The sequence below is a fragment of the Dyadobacter sp. genome, from assembly GCF_017744695.1.
Lineage (GTDB): Bacteria > Bacteroidota > Bacteroidia > Cytophagales > Spirosomataceae > Dyadobacter.
Genome location: NZ_JAGIAS010000001.1, coordinates 1,450,719 through 1,468,415, shown reverse-complemented (window position 1 = coordinate 1,468,415; position 17,697 = coordinate 1,450,719). Strand labels below are relative to the sequence as shown.

The 17,697-nt window shown below is 49.7% G+C and carries 15 protein-coding genes and 1 riboswitch; of the genes, 4 read left to right on the top strand and 11 right to left on the bottom strand.

All coding sequences use genetic code 11. The annotated features are described in order from the left end of the window. Positions 1 to 34 precede the first annotated feature (34 nt). Positions 35 to 1,813: an arginine--tRNA ligase gene (gene argS / locus J7619_RS05660; protein ID WP_291195308.1), complete on the bottom strand. Its 1,779-nt coding sequence runs from the start codon at positions 1,811 to 1,813 to the stop codon at positions 35 to 37. 174 nt (positions 1,814 to 1,987) lie between these two features. Here argS and J7619_RS05655 point away from each other — a divergent pair, with 174 nt between their 5' ends. Then, complete coding sequence (locus tag J7619_RS05655) at positions 1,988 to 3,508, top strand: hypothetical protein (RefSeq protein WP_291195305.1); 1,521 nt, start codon at positions 1,988 to 1,990, stop codon at positions 3,506 to 3,508. A gap of 38 nt (positions 3,509 to 3,546) precedes the next feature. On the opposite strand, the gene pyrR is transcribed toward J7619_RS05655, so the two are convergent. Further along, positions 3,547 to 4,089 carry a bifunctional pyr operon transcriptional regulator/uracil phosphoribosyltransferase PyrR gene (gene pyrR, locus J7619_RS05650; RefSeq protein WP_409012705.1) on the bottom strand — a complete coding sequence of 181 codons (543 nt, stop codon included), beginning with the start codon at positions 4,087 to 4,089 and terminating at the stop codon, positions 3,547 to 3,549. A 63-nt stretch (positions 4,090 to 4,152) separates the two neighbouring features. On the opposite strand from pyrR, the gene pth reads away from it, so the two are divergent. Beyond that, a complete protein-coding gene (gene pth, locus J7619_RS05645) occupies positions 4,153 to 4,713 on the top strand; it encodes an aminoacyl-tRNA hydrolase (protein ID WP_291195302.1) in 561 nt (186 codons plus the stop codon). A gap of 590 nt (positions 4,714 to 5,303) precedes the next feature. Here the strand turns inward: pth and J7619_RS05640 are convergent. Continuing rightward, positions 5,304 to 6,701 carry an OmpA family protein gene (locus J7619_RS05640; protein ID WP_291195299.1) on the bottom strand — a complete coding sequence of 466 codons (1,398 nt, stop codon included), beginning with the start codon at positions 6,699 to 6,701 and terminating at the stop codon, positions 5,304 to 5,306. 73 nt (positions 6,702 to 6,774) lie between these two features. Here J7619_RS05640 and J7619_RS05635 point away from each other — a divergent pair, with 73 nt between their 5' ends. Further along, positions 6,775 to 7,659 (top strand): DMT family transporter, encoded by an 885-nt coding sequence (locus tag J7619_RS05635; protein WP_291196502.1) that lies wholly within the window; start codon positions 6,775 to 6,777, stop codon positions 7,657 to 7,659. 38 nt (positions 7,660 to 7,697) lie between these two features. Here the strand turns inward: J7619_RS05635 and J7619_RS05630 are convergent, their stop codons facing one another. The 3 genes from J7619_RS05630 to J7619_RS05620 all read right to left on the bottom strand — a co-directional run bounded on the left by J7619_RS05630 (position 7,698) and on the right by J7619_RS05620 (position 11,146). Then, a complete protein-coding gene (locus J7619_RS05630) occupies positions 7,698 to 8,486 on the bottom strand; it encodes a PhzF family phenazine biosynthesis protein (protein ID WP_291195296.1) in 789 nt (262 codons plus the stop codon). A 127-nt stretch (positions 8,487 to 8,613) separates the two neighbouring features. Further along, the gene (gene treF, locus J7619_RS05625) at positions 8,614 to 10,164 is read right to left on the bottom strand and encodes an alpha,alpha-trehalase TreF (RefSeq protein WP_291195293.1); all 1,551 of its coding nucleotides are present in this window, start codon (positions 10,162 to 10,164) and stop codon (positions 8,614 to 8,616) included. A 40-nt stretch (positions 10,165 to 10,204) separates the two neighbouring features. Next, the gene (locus J7619_RS05620; protein WP_291195290.1) at positions 10,205 to 11,146 is read right to left on the bottom strand and encodes a M20/M25/M40 family metallo-hydrolase; all 942 of its coding nucleotides are present in this window, start codon (positions 11,144 to 11,146) and stop codon (positions 10,205 to 10,207) included. 147 nt (positions 11,147 to 11,293) lie between these two features. Further along, positions 11,294 to 11,402: riboswitch (SAM riboswitch) on the top strand. Positions 11,403 to 11,533: 131 nt separating this feature from the next. Here J7619_RS05620 and metX point away from each other — a divergent pair. Continuing rightward, a complete protein-coding gene (gene metX / locus J7619_RS05615) occupies positions 11,534 to 12,586 on the top strand; it encodes a homoserine O-acetyltransferase (protein ID WP_291196499.1) in 1,053 nt (350 codons plus the stop codon). A gap of 103 nt (positions 12,587 to 12,689) precedes the next feature. On the opposite strand, the gene J7619_RS05610 is transcribed toward metX, so the two are convergent. The 5 genes from J7619_RS05610 to J7619_RS05590 all read right to left on the bottom strand — a co-directional run bounded on the left by J7619_RS05610 (position 12,690) and on the right by J7619_RS05590 (position 17,685). Further along, on the bottom strand, positions 12,690 to 13,460 hold the full coding sequence (locus J7619_RS05610) for a glycerophosphodiester phosphodiesterase family protein (protein ID WP_291195287.1): 771 nt from the start codon (positions 13,458 to 13,460) through the stop codon (positions 12,690 to 12,692). A 121-nt stretch (positions 13,461 to 13,581) separates the two neighbouring features. Next, positions 13,582 to 15,894 carry an FdhF/YdeP family oxidoreductase gene (locus tag J7619_RS05605; protein WP_291195284.1) on the bottom strand — a complete coding sequence of 771 codons (2,313 nt, stop codon included), beginning with the start codon at positions 15,892 to 15,894 and terminating at the stop codon, positions 13,582 to 13,584. A 3-nt stretch (positions 15,895 to 15,897) separates the two neighbouring features. After that, complete coding sequence (locus J7619_RS05600; protein WP_291195281.1) at positions 15,898 to 16,260, bottom strand: DUF7009 family protein; 363 nt, start codon at positions 16,258 to 16,260, stop codon at positions 15,898 to 15,900. A gap of 2 nt (positions 16,261 to 16,262) precedes the next feature. Further along, positions 16,263 to 17,090 carry a formate dehydrogenase accessory sulfurtransferase FdhD gene (gene fdhD / locus J7619_RS05595; RefSeq protein WP_291195278.1) on the bottom strand — a complete coding sequence of 276 codons (828 nt, stop codon included), beginning with the start codon at positions 17,088 to 17,090 and terminating at the stop codon, positions 16,263 to 16,265. Beyond that, positions 17,062 to 17,685 (bottom strand): molybdenum cofactor guanylyltransferase, encoded by a 624-nt coding sequence (locus J7619_RS05590; RefSeq protein WP_291195275.1) that lies wholly within the window; start codon positions 17,683 to 17,685, stop codon positions 17,062 to 17,064. The genes fdhD and J7619_RS05590 overlap by 29 nt, the downstream gene beginning before the upstream one ends. Positions 17,686 to 17,697: the final 12 nt, after the last annotated feature.

Sequence of the window (17,697 nt, the reverse complement as noted above, 5' to 3'; positions counted from 1 at the left end):
AAACACTATACGGCCCGATTTTCAAAAAAGTTGCTTACATCCGTTCGGGGACATCTATGCCCAATAACCCCAAAGCCTTGCGAATCGTTTCCGCAACCGCACCCGATAATGCGACGCGCAATTTCACCGCTTCCGGATCGGGATCGGAGAAGATCGAAACCTCCGCATAGAACTGGTTATAAACCTTCGCCAGGTCGAACGCATATTGCGAAATGAGCGACGGCGCGAACTCATTGGCAGCCGCCACGACTTTCACCGGGTACTGCGACAATGCAAATACCAGCTCACGCTCAGCCTGGTGCATGGCGTAGCTGTCGCCAGGGATTTCCGCGGATATGCCGGCCTGCTCCGCCTTACGCATGATCGAGCGGATACGTGCGTAGGTGTACTGAATAAATGGTCCTGTATGTCCTTGGAAATCAATAGATTCCTCGGGGTTGAAGAGCATTCGTTTTTTGGGGTCTACTTTCAGCAGGAAGTACTTCAATGCCCCCAATGCCAGCTGATTATAAAGCTGTTTGGCTTCCTCGCTGTTGAAATCGTCGATTTTTCCCAGCTCCTGCGTACGGTCGGAAGCGGTTTGTACCATTTGGCCCACCAGGTCGTCGGCATCCACCACGGTACCTTCGCGGGATTTCATTTTGCCAGATGGCAGGTCCACCATGCCATAGCTGATGTGGTAGCAGCCGTGGGCGTAAGTGCGGCCCAGGCGTTTCAGGATCGCGAACAGAACCTTGAAATGGTAGTCCTGCTCATTACCTACCACCCATAAGTACCGGTCGTTACCGAAATCGCTGTTTTTCAGCTCGGTCGTGCCGAGGTCCTGGGTGATGTAAACAGAGGTCCCGTCGCCGCGGAGTACGAGCTTTTCGTCAAGTCCTTCCTCAGTAAGGTCGATCCAGACGGAGTTGTCCGGCTTTTTGAAGAACACCCCTTTTTGCAGACCTTCTTCGATGATATCCTTTCCTAGTAGGTAAGTATTTGATTCATAATAAGTTTTGTCGAAGCTTACGCCGATTTTCTTGTAAGTCTCCGCAAATCCTTCATAAACCCAATTGTTCATTTTTTGCCAAAGCGCTACCGTCTCGGGATCGTTGTTTTCCCAAAGCAAGAGCAATTGCTGCGCTTCCAGTATCCACGGCGCCTTTTTAGCGGCTTCCTCCTCGCTCATGCCTTGCTCTACCAGCGCCTTGATCTGCTTTTTATATTCAATATCAAACAGGACGTAATACTTGCCCGCCAGGTGGTCGCCCTTGATGCCGCTCGACTCGGGAGTTTCGCCATTGCCGAGCTCGCGATAGGCCAGCATGGATTTGCAAATATGGATGCCGCGGTCGTTGACCAGGCACGTTTTCACCACGTCATAGCCGCTCGCTTTCAGGATTTTTGACAGCGAATCGCCGAGGAAGTTGTTGCGCAAATGCCCCAGGTGAAGCGGCTTGTTGGTATTGGGCGAAGAAAATTCCACCATCACCGACTTCCCGTTTGAAGGCAGTGTGCCGAACGTCGCATCGGAAGAAATCTTGCCGAACAGATCCAGCCAGGTGCTGTCTTTCAGGCTGATATTCAGAAAGCCTTGCACGACATTAAAGCCAGCAACCAGCGACGACGACGCAATGAGCTCATCGCCAATGATCTGCCCGATCTCAGCCGGCGCCTTGCGGGCCGCCTTGGTCAAAGGAAAAGTGACAAATGTGTAAAATCCCTCAAATTCTTTCTTGGTAGGTTGCAGAATGATCTCCTGGTTGTCCAGTTGAAAATGTTTTTGGACGGCTTTTTGAATATCCTCCTTGAGTATTGCTTCAATTGTCATGAAAAATCGGGGATTACATTCCCGCAAGTTTTTATTTAAGTGAAATTATTTCTAATATTAATAGCAATGTGAGCCTTGCAGCATGCAAAATTAGGCGAATTATTGATCTGTGTCACACCCCTGAAGGAAGAAGTTATGCATAACCGTTCTATAAACTATTTCGGGTTGAAATTAATGCTGCTATTGATCTTCGCGCCGCTCTGGGGGGTGCTGGCACAGTTGCAGCAATCCGATCGCCTGGAAATCCCGACCAGCTCATCTTCTTCCGAGCAATTCGAGGTTTTTAGCCTTGGCGAGAAGGGTATTTTGTCCGTCATACGAGGAAATGAATTTTCGAACCGCAACGAGCAATGGGAATTTGTGAAATATGACACAACCCTGAAAGCGCTCTGGCGGACTTCCTACAAACTCGATTTCCGGTACATTCCGGTAATGGCTTACAAGGCGGAAGAAAGCGGTTACTGGTTGTTTGCCGAGCCGGATACCGACAAATTCCTGTTCCTGCAACTGAATTTCCAGGACGGTTCCATTGATACTTATAAAGGTAACCTGCTCTCGGGGGTCGATGTGCAGCATTTCAAGGTGATTGGCAGCAAGGCATTGGTATCGGGTTACTACCGGTCGCGACCGATTGTGATCGTGCATTCATTTTTCGATCACACTACCCGCGTGCTGCCAGGCCTGTTTGAAAAAAATACTGAGCTGAATAATGTCGACATTAATGAGATCGACGGATATATCAACGTAATCACCTATGCTTACCGTAAGAAAAACTGTGTTTTTGAAATAAAAACTTACAATTATGATGGTAAGTTGCTGAAAAGGACCAGTTTGAGTGATCCCCGTTACAGTTTCATTTCAGGCCAGATTGTCCCGCTCAATGCCGATGACTCTTACCTGATCGGTAATTATTCCGTGGGATGTACCCAGTATTCCCAGGGACTTTACGTGACGCATGTTTCCGACGATACGCCGGAAGAGCCGCAGTTTATCGAATTTTCGGAATTACAAAACTTCTTCAATTATATGAAGCCCAAGCGGCGGGCGCGGGTACTCGAAAAGATTGGTAAGCGGAAGAGCCTGGGTAAAGAAAACCGGTTCCGCTACCGGCTGCTGGTACATCAGCTGTTCCAGACGGAAAAGGAAATTGTGCTGGTGGCCGAAGTTTATTACCCCAATCAGCGGTCTACTAGTCCTATTATTTCCGGCGGGATTTCGCGCCCGTACGTAGCACGCGCGCTCGAAGGCTACCGGTATACGCACGCAATCGTCTGCGGGTTTGATCGTAGCGGCAAACTGATGTGGGACAATACCATTACTATTAAAGACCTGACAAGCTTCGACTTACAGGAAATGGTGCAGGTAACACCTGTCGACGACTATTTTGTACTGGCTTATCCGCAGGAGGGAGAAATCCATACCGAGGTGATCAGCCGCAATAAAGTGGTGGTTGAAACGGAGAAATTCAAAATCAACCCGAAATCGGAGAAGGAAAAGGTGTTGAACAATGAAGATGGCTATCTTTCACCGTGGTACGGCCAATATTTCCTGGCGTACGGTATGCAGCGGATCGGGACATCGTCCATTGTACAGGGGCGTGAGGTATTTTACGTCAACAAGCTCACATACAAAACCGACGACATCGGTAAAATGGAGGCCAAAGAAGAAGCTTCCCGGCCCGGTCACCAACCCTGATGTATTTTGAGTAGCCGGCGGCACCTGGCCGGCGGCACCTAGTCGACGAGCCAGATGTGGTCGGCGTCAAAGCCCTGCTCGGTCCATTCCACCTGTACGCGCTGTGTTTCCACCGTGCTCACCTGCATTCCTACATAATCGGGATCGATGGGTAGTTCGCGGTTATAGCGGCGGTCGATCAGTACAAGCAACTCCACTACTTTCGGCCGGCCGAATGCGGTCATGGCGTCGAGCGCGGCACGTACCATACGGCCGCTGGCGAGGACGTCGTCGATCAGGATCACTTTTTTGCCTTCGATCAGGAAAGGTACATTGGTTTTGTTCGGTACGAGGGGAGATTCGCGGCGACGGAAGTCGTCACGATAGAACGTAGCATCCAAATGTCCCAGAAGGATATGCTGTCCGGTGATTTCGCGGAGCTCTTTCACAATGCGTTCGGCAAAGTGGATTCCCCTGGGCTGCAAACCCATGACAACCGTGTTTGAAAAATCCTGGTGATTTTCAATCAGTTGTTGGCATAGCCGGCTGATCATTATTTCCAGAAGGGGACTGCTAAGTACTAATCGTTTTTGGGGTATCATGAAATTTCCCTGAATTTTAGCCTAAATTAAAGTGCTCTTAGACGAAATTAAAATTTTTATTCAATGAAATATCTGATTGCCGGGCTGGGAAATATTGGTCCGGAGTACGCTTTCACCCGACATAATGCCGGCTTTATGGTGCTCGACCGCCTCGCAGCGCAGCACGGTTTTAAGTTTTCTTTTGAAAAACTGGCCTTTGTGGCTGAATGGAAGTATAAGGGCAGGCATATTTATTTTATAAAGCCTACTACCTACATGAATCTGAGCGGAAAATCGATCCGGTATTATATGGACCAGTACAAAGTGGCTGCGGAAAATACGTTAACCATTGTGGATGAGCTGCAATTGCCTTTCGGTACTTTGCGGATCAAACCCAAAGGCAGCCACGGCGGGCACAACGGTTTGAAGAATATTGAGGAATTATTGGGCACCACAGAATACCCCAGACTACGTTTCGGGATCGGAAATAATTTTCCACGTGGGAGGCAAGTAGATTACGTGCTAAAACCTTTTTCCAATGAGGAAATGGCGGAGCTACCCATCATTTTGGACAAAGCGGGCGACATGGTTACATCGTTTTGTACTTTGGGGATACAATCGACAATGAACAATTATAACCAATGATTGTACTTTTTTAAGAAAATATAAATATTTCAAGAATTGTATTTATTTGGTTTTTGATTATTTTTTCGAAATTTGATAAAAGATAATTGCTGATTGTTAGTATAAAATAAGTTTTGAAGTGCGGGTATTGCGATAAAATTCCAAAGAATATTTTGAATAATGATTTTGAGGCAATTTGTAATTTCAAAATTAATTCCGACATTTGTAATGCAATAAGGCACAAGGGAAATAGAATAAATCCATGAGGCCAAAATGAAGTATTCTTATCTTTGCACGATAATGGAATTTCAGGGTTGCAATCCGGTGAAATGATGTGAGACCGGAGAGAAAAAAGGACGAAGCAGCAAGATTTCGTCAGATCTGGAGAATAATTAACAGCGTATATTGGTTAAGTTCTCTGAATTTTGTAAAGAAGAAAAATTGGAGTATTATTGGTAGTATTCTTTCTTTACAAACAAATGAAACGATCGGGAAGTCTGATACGTTAAAAAGAAAAAGAAAAAACAGCTTTAAAGCTAAAAGATATATAAGATAAGAAAAGGTTAAGGGTTTAGGAATAGTCAGTATAAAGCCATCTCCATGAGATGGCTTTATCTTTTTACCGACTCCGCCCAAACTTCCACTCTTCTGTTCGACTTTTTTGTCGCTTCGGTCCGGTTGACCTGATTCGGTTGCGCGGACCCGTAGCCAGACCCCTCGATCCTGCTGGCGATAATGCCTTTGCCGATCAGGTACGCCCGCACAGTTTCGACGCGCTTGTTAGAGAGTTCAAGGTTCTTCTCAAAACTTCCGGTGTTGTCGGTATGGCCTTTCAGTACCAGTCGCAAATCCTGGCGTTTCTGGAAATAGTTTACGATCGAGTCGAGATCTGCAAGGGCGCTGTCCTCCAATACCTCGGTCCCCTGACTAAAATAAAGCGTCGAAAGTGGGGTAGAATGCGTCTCGGGCGCCATATTCATGAGCGCCTTTACTTCCTCGAATCGGTTATTGGTCCGAACGGTCACACTTTTGGATTGAAAACCATCCGCTTGTGCGGTGATCCGGTAAGTCTCGTGAGGGGGTAATTCCACATTGTAAACACCGTCGACGGTCCGGGTGTGTGCAACGAGGGAATCATTCGTCGATTTGCGAACGTGTACCTCCGCGTCGTTGACGGGTTTCAGGTTGCGGCTGTCGTAAACCCGGCCTGTAACCACTGCCAGGTTCTTATTCCGTGCGGGTTCCGGCTTTTCTTCTACCGGCTTGGGTTCTTCTTTTGGTTCTTCCTTTTGAGCGACAGGCTCTTTAAAAGTCTTCGCGATCGACTGGTAGCTCCGGCGCACAAATACGGGCGTCATCACGCGGTCGTAAATACGGATCAGCGCTACGGTTCCTGCACTGGATTCGTTACCTGCAATGAGGTCGTCCTGGAAGATATTCAGTACCTGGTCGGCGTCGAGCACCCCTTCCGTTCCCGGATCTTTAAAGTCCAGTTTCAGGATACCATTGATGTACATCCGGATAACTTTTGTCTCGTAATCTCTCGAGTAGACGTAATGCACCCATTGCTTCGCACGCACCGCAGCCTTTTCACTCATGGCAAAATTGAAGAAATTGAGTTTGCCGTGATAAATATAGGTGCCGTAGTCGCTCTTGCGATTCTTGAAATCGAGTACGCGTTTCCAGATATCGAGCGAGTCGAGTTTGAAATAAATTTCGACGGTGAATGATTTGTTCAGGAATCCCTTCGCTTCGCCGCTATTGAATTGCAGCCCGCTGTTTTTTTCAAAAACATAAATCGATCGTGAAAGGCCATCGGAACCGGGAATTTGTTCTTTGATGATCTGCCCTGGGCGTCCGAGCGGTTTTAGCGCAGGGCCGCCACTTTCAATAGGCAAGAAACCGTTGTTGAAGTCATAAGTCCACTGGTTTTGGGCGTGAACACACAGCGCCGGGGCGCAAAGCAGGGCCATCAGCACCGCCCGCAGCGCATTTTTTTTATTAATCATACCCAAAAATATGAAAAGTGGGGGCGGAAGCCGAAGTACAACTTGTAATTTTGGATTGTTATTATTCTTGCGCGTGAAAAACATCGGTATCGGTCTTCTCTTTTCCATTCTCTGGTCGTCGGCCTCCGTGGCAACGAAATTCGGCGTGCAATCGGCAGCCCCTTTGATACTGGCAAACGTTCGGTTCTTTATAGCTGGTATCTTGCTGCTGTCATTTTCCTACGTGTTTGTCAAAGATAAAGCCTACCGGCTGCCTACGAAAAAAGAATGGCAGCAACTCGCACTGTTCGGTTTCCTCAATACAACGCTTTACCTCGGCTTGTACGTGTACGCGATGAAGTATACTGCTGCCGGCATTGGCAGCTTGGCGGTGTCTACCAATCCGCTGATTATCGTATTACTGTCGTCATGGTGGTTGAAGAGAAAACCCAAAGCGGAAGAATGGACCGGGATAATTCTGGGCATGGGTGGCGTGGCAGTAGCAACTTATCCGCTGCTTGCTGATAGCTATACGACCGTCGGAGGCATTACATTGCTGCTGATCAGCATGATGGCCGTGTCGGCGGCGAGCGTTTACTATGCCACGGTGAAATGGGAATTACCCAATTTGCTCATTAATGGCTGGCAGGTCTTCCTCGGCGGTGTTTTTTTGCTACCGGCGACATTGTTCATGGCCGATTTTAATACTACTAAATTAGATACCGTCTTTTGGGGCTCGGTACTGTGGCTCAGCCTTGCCGTTTCGATCGTGGGATTGATATGCTGGTTTTACCTGCTCCGGATTGATACCGTCAAAGCGTCGCTTTGGCTGTTTTTGTGCCCGCTTTTCGGGTTTTTCTTCGCATGGTGGCTGATGGGTGAGCCCGTGACAATGTACACCGTCGGAGGAACGGTACTGGTGGTTGCAGGCTTGTACGCCGGGCAACGCACGAAATTTGCCGGAAATAAAAGGAACTAGTCGGAGGCGCCTAGCCGGCCGCGCCTAGTCGGGGACGCCTAGTCTACGAGGATTTCGCCTTTGAGATACAACTTCGCCTGACCACCAATGTAAACACGGTCGCCCTGCAATTCACATTTCAGAAAGCCGCCGCGGCGTGAGAGCTGGCGGGCGTTTAGTTGTGTTTTGCAAAGCTTGTCGGCCCAGTAGGGGATCAAAGTCGTATGCGCGGAGCCTGTCACGGGATCTTCGTCAATGCCCGATTGCGGTGCAAAGAAACGCGATACAAAATCCACCTCGTCACCTGCCGCAGTTACGATAACGCCCCGTGCCGGAATGGTCGAGAGAATAATAATGTCAAAATCAAGGTCCCTCACGACTTCCTCCGATTCAAGCACGACCAGATAGTCGGTTTTGCCTTTGTAAACTTCGAGTAGCGTCGTGTTTTTCAGGCTTTCTACAAGCCCGGGAGGCGGTACGGCAATGTGGTATTGATCCACAGGGAAGTTCAATGTAAGCCAGTCTTCCTTGCAATCGACGGTGAGCACGCCGCTCCGTGAATCAAAGCTAATGGATTGCCCTTCGTAATGCTGAATATTGAAAATCACATATGCTGCGGCGAGCGTCGCATGTCCGCAGAGGTCTACTTCTACCGTCGGCGTAAACCACCGGATATGGAAGCCATTTTCGGTCGGGACGTAGAATGCGGTTTCGGCGAGGTTGTTTTCGGCAGCGATGGCGAGCATCGTTTCTTCCGGCAGCCACTGTTCCAGAGGAACTACTGCGGCAGGGTTTCCACCAAACAACTTATCAGTAAAAGCATCGATTTGGTATATGGGAAGTTTCATGAAGTCAAATGGGCTTGATAACAGCAAGGTATTAAAAATATCCGCTACGGGAAGATTTTCCTGCCAATTTTTAATATAATTTATTGGAAATAGATAAGAAATCAAAGTGGATTTCGTCGAAATCCGGCTATCGCTTGCGGTTTTTCATTCGGAGATAGACCCCGTTCGTCCAGCCGAATCCTTCCTGGATTTCATACTCGCCGCCTCCGGCGATCAGATTGGTATCCGATACATTGTACTTCTCGAGCATCTTGCCCGAATGCCTGAACTCCTTCTCGATGAGCCCCAGCCATTCGTCGCTGAGCTCGTTGGCTGTCCTGTGAAAATTGTAATTACGCAAACCTTTGTAAACGATCCATTGCAGCGGGGCCCAGCCATTGGGGGCATCCCATTGCTGTCCCGTGCGTACCATGGTCGTGAGCAGCCCGCCTGATTTCAGGAAATTGAGCCTTATGTATGCACGTACATAATGCGAGTGCGGTTTGGGCGCGAGCTTAAAAAACAGGGGAAAGGCCCCCGCAATGGTGATCGCTTTCGTGAAATCCCTTTTGCGGAAATCATAATCCATGTAATAATTTTTGGACTCATCCCAGAAATAGGTCTGGATAGCGATGTTCCGCTGCCGTGCCTTTTCCTCGTAAAGCAAATGCATACGCCGGTTGTCAGAGAGCAAGTAGGCTTCCGCAATGGTTTTTTCGAGGTGGTAAAGCAGGCAATTAAGGTCGAGCGGCAGGATGTCGGTCGTGTGGATCGAGGCAAAATCGGTTTCATCGGCAAACCACCGGCTGCTGAAATCCCACCCCGATTCCGCAGCCGCGCGGATATGGCGGTAGAGCTCTTCAGGGGCGGTGCCGTATTTTTCGTAGGCCTCATGGGCCAGCTCGGTGTCTTCGCTGAAAGATTCTGGTCGCGGGGTAGCCTTATCGTCCCAATAGCGGTTCAGCAGCGCGCCGTTCGGAAGATAAACCAGGCGCCGGTGAGCGGTGAAAGGTTCGCAAGGTTCCAGGCATCCATCCATCCAGTAATCGTATTCTTTTTGTAATTGGGATAAATATTTTTTCAGTACTTTTTTGCCTTCCATTTCGCTGAATAGTCTCACCATCAGGGAAAAAAAAGGTGGCTGGGACCGGCTCAGATAATAAGTCCGGTTGGCAGTCGGTATGAATCCCAAGGTATCAATCAGATAGGCGAAATTATTGAGCATATGCTCTATCAACTCCACCCGTCCCGACTCTTTGAGGCCCAGCATCGTAAAATAGCTGTCCCAATAATATATTTCCCTGAAACGCCCGCCGGGTACCACGTAAGGATGGGGTAGCGGGATGAGGGATCCGCCCCGTTCCTGGTTTTCGGGCTGGCGGGTAAGTACCGACCAGAGTTTTCCTGTGTGTTCGGAAACCGGCTCATTCTTATCGGAAATGAATTCCGAAGCAATCTGGGCCGGTATCCTGAAATGTCCCCGGACGAATGTTTCCATGTCGAAGTCCGGGGCGTCTTTTTCCTGGTGATAGCGCTCGATGATCAGTACCGGGTCTTCCAGCGGAATCGCATCGGCGAATGTTTTGGAATCGGAGAAAATATGGCTGCACTGCACGTCACGAAATAGCGTTCCGTACAACTCTTCAGGAGAGATGTGGGCCTGACCGTAAGTGAATGATGGAGCAACAAAACCGTACAAAACAAACTGATTTTAGGGATTCTCCCGAATGGACAATGACTTATTTGACTTCTGTGAATTTGAGTTTTGGTAATGACATTGCATTCTCAATGAGTTTAATTTGAATACCCAGAATCCCCGCTTCTGCGTTGGCATCTATCTTCTCTGCATCGTCGGTCGGTTTATGGTAATCGTCGTGGCCGCCGGTATGGAAAAACAATACGGGGATTTGCCTGGCATAGAACGAACCGTGGTCAGAGCCGCCGCTTCCCGCCTTATCCGTAAAAAACTTCGTATCGCTTTTTACATCCTTAAAAATCGCCGGCCATTCGGCACACGTGCCGTAGCCGCCAATGCCGACTCCCCGGTTCGGGTCGTACCGCCCGATCATGTCCATGTTCGACATAAAGTTGATGTCGGCCAACGGCAATGTCGGATTGTTCACAAAGTGACGGGAGCCCACAAGCCCCAGTTCTTCGGCCCCGAATGCGATAAAAAGGAAGTTGTAAGGCTCCTTTTTGTCATTTCCCGAAAAATACCGCGCCAGTTCGAGCAGCCCGGCCACGCCCGAGGCATTATCGTCGGCCCCGTTGTGGATCTGTCCTTCCGGTTTTTCGGCTTTGGAGCTTCCCTGGCGACCCAGGCCAAGGTGGTCGAAATGAGCGCCTATGACGATGGTATATGGCGCCCCGTTGTCGAGAAACCCGATTACATTCCCTGCCTCACGGATGCTGTCGGGCACTACAATGCGCCTGATTTTTGCGGTAAATGGCTGGTAATAACCTTCGGTGCCTTTGGGTAAAAGGTGGTACTTCTTGAATTGTTTCGCCACATACTTCGCAGCTTTCTCATTCTCTTTGCTTCCGGTGCCCCGGCCTTTCATTTTGTCGGAAGCCAGGTACGAAATGTGCTTGCGGATGTTCTCCGGCGAGGGTGAAACGGATTGTCCAAATGCCTGCGCAACGCCGAAAACGAGCAGCAGACTGTGAAAAAAGATTCTCATTCTACTAAAAATGGTTGACGGGCAAAGATAAGCTGCCGCGGCACGAGCGGGCCTCACGGAAGGACAGAATTTTTGCATTTGCTTGTATTTTCAGGCATCCGCGCTTAATATTGCACCATCAATCAATTGCTTCCCTGAACAGCGGTTGATTTATAAAGAAGAGGCGAGAGAATGGGCTCTATGAACCTCTGGCAACCTGCTACCGCGATGGAGAAAGGTGCTAATTCCCACCTAAGTTGATTAGGAGATATAAAATCAATTCGTGTGCTCTTACAGTTAGAAATTTCCGTAAGCCGATTGGCTTTAGTCTCGCAGCTGCAACCGAAAATTTGTATTTCGGCTGTCAATTTTACCATGTGTTGAATTTAACCACGTGCTGTGGCTCTTATGCAAGCGGAACAGAAGACATTTAAGTACCCATATCCTTACGCCCTCGAAATGGGTGGCGAACTACCCGGATTTGAACTCGCATACACTACTTACGGAGAGAGAAATGCCAGCGATACCAATATCGTCTGGATTTGCCATGCGCTCACCGGAAGCTCCAATGCGGCCGACTGGTGGGACGGACTGGTAGGAGAAGGGAAATATTTTAATCCGGACCAACACTTCATCATTTGTGTGAACGTGCTAGGCTCGGCCTACGGGTCCACGGGGCCATTGTCGGTTAACCCGAGAACAAACCAACCCTATTACCACAGCTTTCCGACGCTCACTGTGCGGGACGTTGTAGGAACACTTGACCTTTTGCGGCAGGAGCTGGCGATCAGCAAAATCAAAATATGCATAGGGGGCTCACTAGGTGGGCAGCAGGCGCTGGAGTGGGCCGTGGAAAGGCCCGATTTATTCGAGGAGCTGATCCTGATCGCTTCCAATGCATTGCATTCGCCGTGGGGTATCGCATTCAATGAATCGCAGCGGATGGCCATCGAGGCGGACCCTACCTACAAAGAGGATAGTGATGAAGCAGGGGCAATGGGAATGCGAGCGGCGCGTTCGATCGCATTGCTGTCCTATCGCAATTACGATACTTACAACTTCACGCAGGCGCGCGATAATCCCGATCAGATCGATGATTTCCGGGCGTCGTCGTACCAGCAGTACCAGGGCGACAAGTTTGTGAAGCGTTTCAATGCATTTTCGTACTGGGCGCTATCCAAGATCATGGATTCGCACAATGTGGGCCGTAACCGTGGAGGGATCGTACATGCGCTCGGGCTTGTGAAGGCGAAAACGCTGGTGCTGGGTATCAAATCCGATTTGCTATTCCCGCTTTCGGAGCAGCAATTCCTGGCCCGCCATATTCCCGATGCCGCGTTTCAGGAGATCGACTCATTGTATGGGCACGATGGCTTCCTGATCGAATACAAGCAGCTTACGCAAGTGATCAGGGCATGGCAGGAAACGAATGGACAGTTGCAGATGGCGCGCATTCGTTAAGGTATTCTTATTGGTATTTAAAGATATTGTATAAACTTTGGTTAAAGTTGTCACCCTTCGACTCCGCTCAGGGTGACAACGAAAGTCGTTTTGCTCTTTTTATTTACTTCGAAAGGCTTAGCAGCAGCTCTGGCTCGTTGGTGGTGATGTAATCCACGTCTTTTTCGAGGAAATATTTCAAATCTGCTTCATCATTTACTGTCCACACGTTGGTAGTCAGTTTTTTCTGGCGCATTGCGGGAATGTAATCTTCCTTCTTCTTCAAAATGCTGAGATGATAATCGATACCGTCGAGGCCGGCAGCCTGGATTTCGTCAGGCGTTTTGTCGCCGTTCAGGTATTCCACGTGTGCTTTTGGTGCGAGTTCCTTCACTTTCAGACAAACGTCCCAGCTGAATGCAATGTAGTCGGTGATCTTTTCGACCTTCATTTTTTTCACCAGTTCCACGCATTTCGCAGCCAATGCCAATGAGCGCTCCTTGCTGATTTTAGAAGTTTTGATTTCCAGGATCAAGCGCGTCTTCTTTTGCTTCGAACCCGCTTTCAAATAAGCCTCCAAAGTCGGCAGCGGCTCGCCGTTAGCCAATTTGATCTTAGAAAGCTCAGCCGAATTGGTTGTCTCGATATTTGTTCCTTGAATGGAGTGGTCGTGGAGTACATACAAAACCGAGTCGGCCGACATATGCACATCGAATTCGCTACCGTAGCAACCCAACTTAATGGCATGTTCCAGCGCACCGATCGAGTTTTCGGTAGCACCGGTATTTTTCCATGCGCCGCGGTGCGCGATCACCTTGTTTTTCTTTTGAGACATACCATCCATCGACACCAGGCTCATCAGCCCGATTGCTAGCATTAAAAATCCTTTTTTCATTGTATTCTATTTAAACTTACTTAAAAAGACATTTTTCGGCGCATTTTACCCCAATGCGGCAAAACAGCGGCGAAATTACGGCAACCTGGGCGAGTGTCTGTTAGGCCAATATTAAGTTATCCTAAAAACCCTGGTGCGGTGTAACCGTCAGGATCACCATTTTGGAGGTAGGGGTATTGCTCTTTTCCGCGACGCTCGTGATGGGTACCAGTACGTTGGTCTCCGGGAAGTAAGTGGCCGTGCATTGCTCGGGGATAGGGTATTCGACGACTACGAACTTGTGTGCCACGCGCTCGACACCATCATAATGGTTGTGCAAATCCACGAGATCGCCATTTTTCAGGTTGCGGTCCTGCATGTCCTTTGCATTCATCAGAACGACGCGTCGCTCATTATAAATGCCCCGATAGCGGTCGTTCAGGCCGTACACGGTGGTATTGAACTGGTCGTGGCTGCGAATGGTCATCATCATCAGTTCGCCTGCATTCAAATGTTGCTTTTCCGGCGCGGCAATGTGGAAATGTGCCTTGCGGGTAGGAGTGTCGAAGTCGCCCGCGCGATTGCAGTTGGGTAAATAGAAACCGCCCGGCTGTCGTACCCGCTCGTTATAATCCGCAAAGCCTGGGATCGTGCGCTCGATGTCGGTGCGGATGAGGTCGTAGTCTTCGATGTACTTATCCCAGCTCACTTTGCTGCGTCCGCCCAATGTGGCCTTTGCCAACCTGCAAACGATTTCCGGCTCACTCAGCAGGTGTTCCGACACTGGTTGAAGCACACCGCGGGACGATTGTATCACGCCCATCGAGTTTTCACACGATACGAACCGGTTTTCGCCATTACGCATGTCCTTATCGCTCCGGCCGAGGCAAGGTAATATCAATGCTTCCTGGCCGTGCACAAGGTGGCTGCGGTTCAGTTTGGTAGACACGTGGACCGTCAATTTGCATTTCTGCAAGGCTTCGGCGGTAAAACGTGTATCGGGTGTGGCAGAAAGAAAATTCCCGCCCATGGCAAAAAACACTTTTGCTTCACCGGCGTGCATAGCCTTAATGCATTCCACGACATCGTACCCATGTTTCTGCGGCGCGGCGAAATGGAAATTCTGTTCAATTGAATCCAAAAATTTAGCAGAAGGGCGCTCGAAAATGCCCATTGTGCGGTCGCCCTGGACGTTGCTATGCCCGCGCACCGGACAGGTCCCCGCGCCGGGCTTGCCGATGCTGCCTTTCAGCAACAGCAAATTCACCACTTCCTTAATAGTCGCCACAGCATTCTTGTGCTGCGTCAGTCCCATGGCCCAGCAGGCGATGATCTTGCTTTTTCCCGTGAGTACTTGCGCAACCTCCTGCACCTGCGCATAAGGTACGCCCGCCTGCGCGGCGAGCTGTTCGGCATTGTATTGTTTCAGGTCTTGGAGGAAATCGTTGTATCCTTGTGTATGCTGTTGGATGAAATCCTGGTCAAAAACGGTACCGGGGGCTTTTTGTTCGGATTCTAGCAAAAGCGTTTCAATGGCTTTGAGCAATGCCATGTCGCCATTAATTTTCACTTGCAGGAAAATATCGGTCAGCCCGGGCTTGTAACCCAGCACGCCCGCCACGGTTTGCGGATTGTTGAAACCCATCAGGCCGGTTTCGGGCAATGGGTTAATGGAGATGATCGTCGCGCCGTTGGCTTTGGCTTTTTGTAATGCGGTAAGCATCCGCGGGTGATTGGTACCCGGGTTTTGCCCGAGGATCATGATGACCTCGGCCTGATAAAAGTCATGCAGGGTGACGGAGCCCTTCCCGATTCCCAACGACTCGCCCAATGCCGTGCCGCTGCTTTCGTGGCACATATTGCTGCAATCGGGCAGGTTATTCGTACCATATTCCCGCACAAACAACTGGTAGAGGAACGCGGCCTCATTGCTGGTGCGGCCCGAGGTATAAAACACTGCCTCATGGGGTGATGCGAGGCGATTCAATTCCGCTCCGATTTTTTCAAAAGCAGCATTCCACGTAATGGGCTGGTAATGCGTGCCGCCTGCGGGCAAAAACATCGGTTCGGCGATGCGGCCCTTGCCGCCTATCTCGTAATCCGAAAGTTTTCCCAGCTCCTGCACGGAATGTTGCGAGAAGAAATCCGCGGTCAGTTTCTTTGCCGTGGCTTCTTCGGCAACGGCCCGGGCGCCATTTTCGCAATACTCGGCAATGCCCGAGCGCTCGTCGTCAGGGTCGGGCCAGGCGCAACTGGGGCAATCGAAGCCGCCTTTTTGGTTGAGATTGAAAAGTGCTTTCATACCCCGTTCCAAACCGGCTTCACTGATGGTCATTTCCAGGGCAGAAACTACGGCGGGAATACCCGCAGCCACTTTTTTGATCGGACCTTGTTTCAAACCGGTCAGTTTTTCCGGGTTTTCAGCGCCCGGAACAGGGAGCAGGTTTTCGGACATGGTTCAGCAGGTTTTGGGGTTATCGTAATTGTCGGACTGGTCTTCGGCGACGTTATCCAGACATTTAAAATCTTTTTCAATCAACATCAATAACGAACTACCGTTGGCCAACGGCATATTGCCGTTAAATCCGACAGTATTGTTCGCAGCCCAGCCAGTAAGGAACTTTTCGGGGACTTCCAGGGTGATTTTGCTATCCTCAAATCGCGCCAGCAGCTCGCTTACTGCCGATTTTTGTACTGCATAGGCAAACTGCGCCGGACCGAAATCGGTCGTTTCTTCCAGGTATCCTTCATTTTCAAGTTTGCCGACTTCCGTTTTCGAAAGCCTGAAACGTACGGAGTTTCCGTGAATGCGGATTTTCATAGTTATCGGATCCGGTGATGGCCGGTGTAAATGTTGAATTTATTGCTTTTCAGAAAACCTATCAGCGTCATGCCGCTCTCTTCCGCCAATTGTACCGCTAAACTCGAAGGCGCGCCTATTGCCGCCACGACCGCTATTCCGGCCATTGCGGCTTTTTGAATGAGTTCAAAACTCGCCCGGCCGCTGAGCAGGAGGATGTGTTTATCAAGTGGCAGTTGATTCGCCAGCAAGGTTGCACCGATGAGTTTGTCCAGGGCATTATGCCTTCCCACATCCTCGCGCAACATCAGAAATTGCCCGGAAATGTCAAAAAGAGCCGAAGCATGCAGTCCGCCCGTAGTTTCGAAGGTGTTCTGGTGACGAGCGATCTGCTCGGTGAGCGGGTACAACAGCTCCTTTTTCAAAACCCAGTTATCCTGTGCATTTGCGTAAGCCGACTTGGTTTTGATCGCATCGATGCTCGCCTTGCCGCAAACGCCGCAGCTGGAAGTGGTATAGAAGTTACGTTCCAGCGAACCTAGTTTCGGCTCGAAACCGGCGGAGAAGGTTACTACCACGCGGTTTTCGTCGAAAGGTGAATGCGCAATGCCGCCGATCTGGCTTTGGGAATGGATAATGCCTTCAGTAAACAGAAACCCGACGGCAAGTTCGTGATCGTTTCCGGGCGTTCGCATCGTTACCGAAATGCTTTTGCGCTCTTTTCGCCCCTCCGACTGAAACGCAACCTGTATTTCAAGCGGCTCTTCCACGGCGAGGTGGTCGTCGAGCTCTTCGGCGTCATCTCCGTTAATGCGAATAATTTTATGGCTGGTTATCGAACTGGTCTCCATCTTGAATGTCATTTTCTGCTTCGAGTGCTTTTTTTATGGCTTGGAAATCATCGATCGTGTCCACGCTCAGCATCGTTTTTTCCGACAATGGCCGGTATTTTCCTGCATTCTCCGCTACCAGAAAACGTTGCAACGAGCGCGAACCGTTTTCAAAAGCTTTCAACAATGCATTCCCCGCCGATCGCGCATACCACCCGAGCAGCGGCTCGTAGAAGGCATTTTGATTATAAAAGGCCGCGGCAGGCAAATCCTTATCGGTGTCGTGCAGAAAATTGGCCAGTTCGTCGGTAGTCAAATAGGGATAATCACAGCCGGCCACCAGAAAGTCATTTCCCGGAAACGTTTCAAATGCGCTGAGCAACCCGGTCATAGGGCCGGCCCCGCCGTATTGGGGCAGGTCGGCCAGTTTCGGGTAGACGGTACGGAATGTTCTGTATTGTTCCGCGTTGCAGCACAGAATTACGCGCTCACACAAGGGCGCGAGCAGGTCTGCAACGTGTTCGTGCTGAGGTTTTTGATAATACACCAGCAGGCTTTTGTCCGTCCCCATTCTCGTGCTTTCGCCGCCGCAAATCACCAGTCCGTATAAGCTCATAGTGGCAGTTCA

Excerpts from the sequence above, each read along its gene's own strand:
- argS (WP_291195308.1), bottom strand. The coding sequence starts at position 1,813 with ATGACAATTGAAGCAATACTCAAGGAGGATATTCAAAAAGCCGTCCAA.
- J7619_RS05655 (WP_291195305.1), top strand. The coding sequence starts at position 1,988 with ATGCTGCTATTGATCTTCGCGCCGCTCTGGGGGGTGCTGGCACAGTTG.
- pyrR (WP_409012705.1), bottom strand. The coding sequence starts at position 4,089 with ATGATACCCCAAAAACGATTAGTACTTAGCAGTCCCCTTCTGGAAATA.
- pth (WP_291195302.1), top strand. The coding sequence starts at position 4,153 with ATGAAATATCTGATTGCCGGGCTGGGAAATATTGGTCCGGAGTACGCT.
- J7619_RS05640 (WP_291195299.1), bottom strand. The coding sequence starts at position 6,701 with ATGATTAATAAAAAAAATGCGCTGCGGGCGGTGCTGATGGCCCTGCTT.
- J7619_RS05630 (WP_291195296.1), bottom strand. The coding sequence starts at position 8,486 with ATGAAACTTCCCATATACCAAATCGATGCTTTTACTGATAAGTTGTTT.
- J7619_RS05620 (WP_291195290.1), bottom strand. The coding sequence starts at position 11,146 with ATGAGAATCTTTTTTCACAGTCTGCTGCTCGTTTTCGGCGTTGCGCAG.
- metX (WP_291196499.1), top strand. The coding sequence starts at position 11,534 with ATGCAAGCGGAACAGAAGACATTTAAGTACCCATATCCTTACGCCCTC.
- J7619_RS05610 (WP_291195287.1), bottom strand. The coding sequence starts at position 13,460 with ATGAAAAAAGGATTTTTAATGCTAGCAATCGGGCTGATGAGCCTGGTG.
- J7619_RS05605 (WP_291195284.1), bottom strand. The coding sequence starts at position 15,894 with ATGTCCGAAAACCTGCTCCCTGTTCCGGGCGCTGAAAACCCGGAAAAA.
- J7619_RS05600 (WP_291195281.1), bottom strand. The coding sequence starts at position 16,260 with ATGAAAATCCGCATTCACGGAAACTCCGTACGTTTCAGGCTTTCGAAA.
- fdhD (WP_291195278.1), bottom strand. The coding sequence starts at position 17,090 with ATGGAGACCAGTTCGATAACCAGCCATAAAATTATTCGCATTAACGGA.
- J7619_RS05590 (WP_291195275.1), bottom strand. The coding sequence starts at position 17,685 with ATGAGCTTATACGGACTGGTGATTTGCGGCGGCGAAAGCACGAGAATG.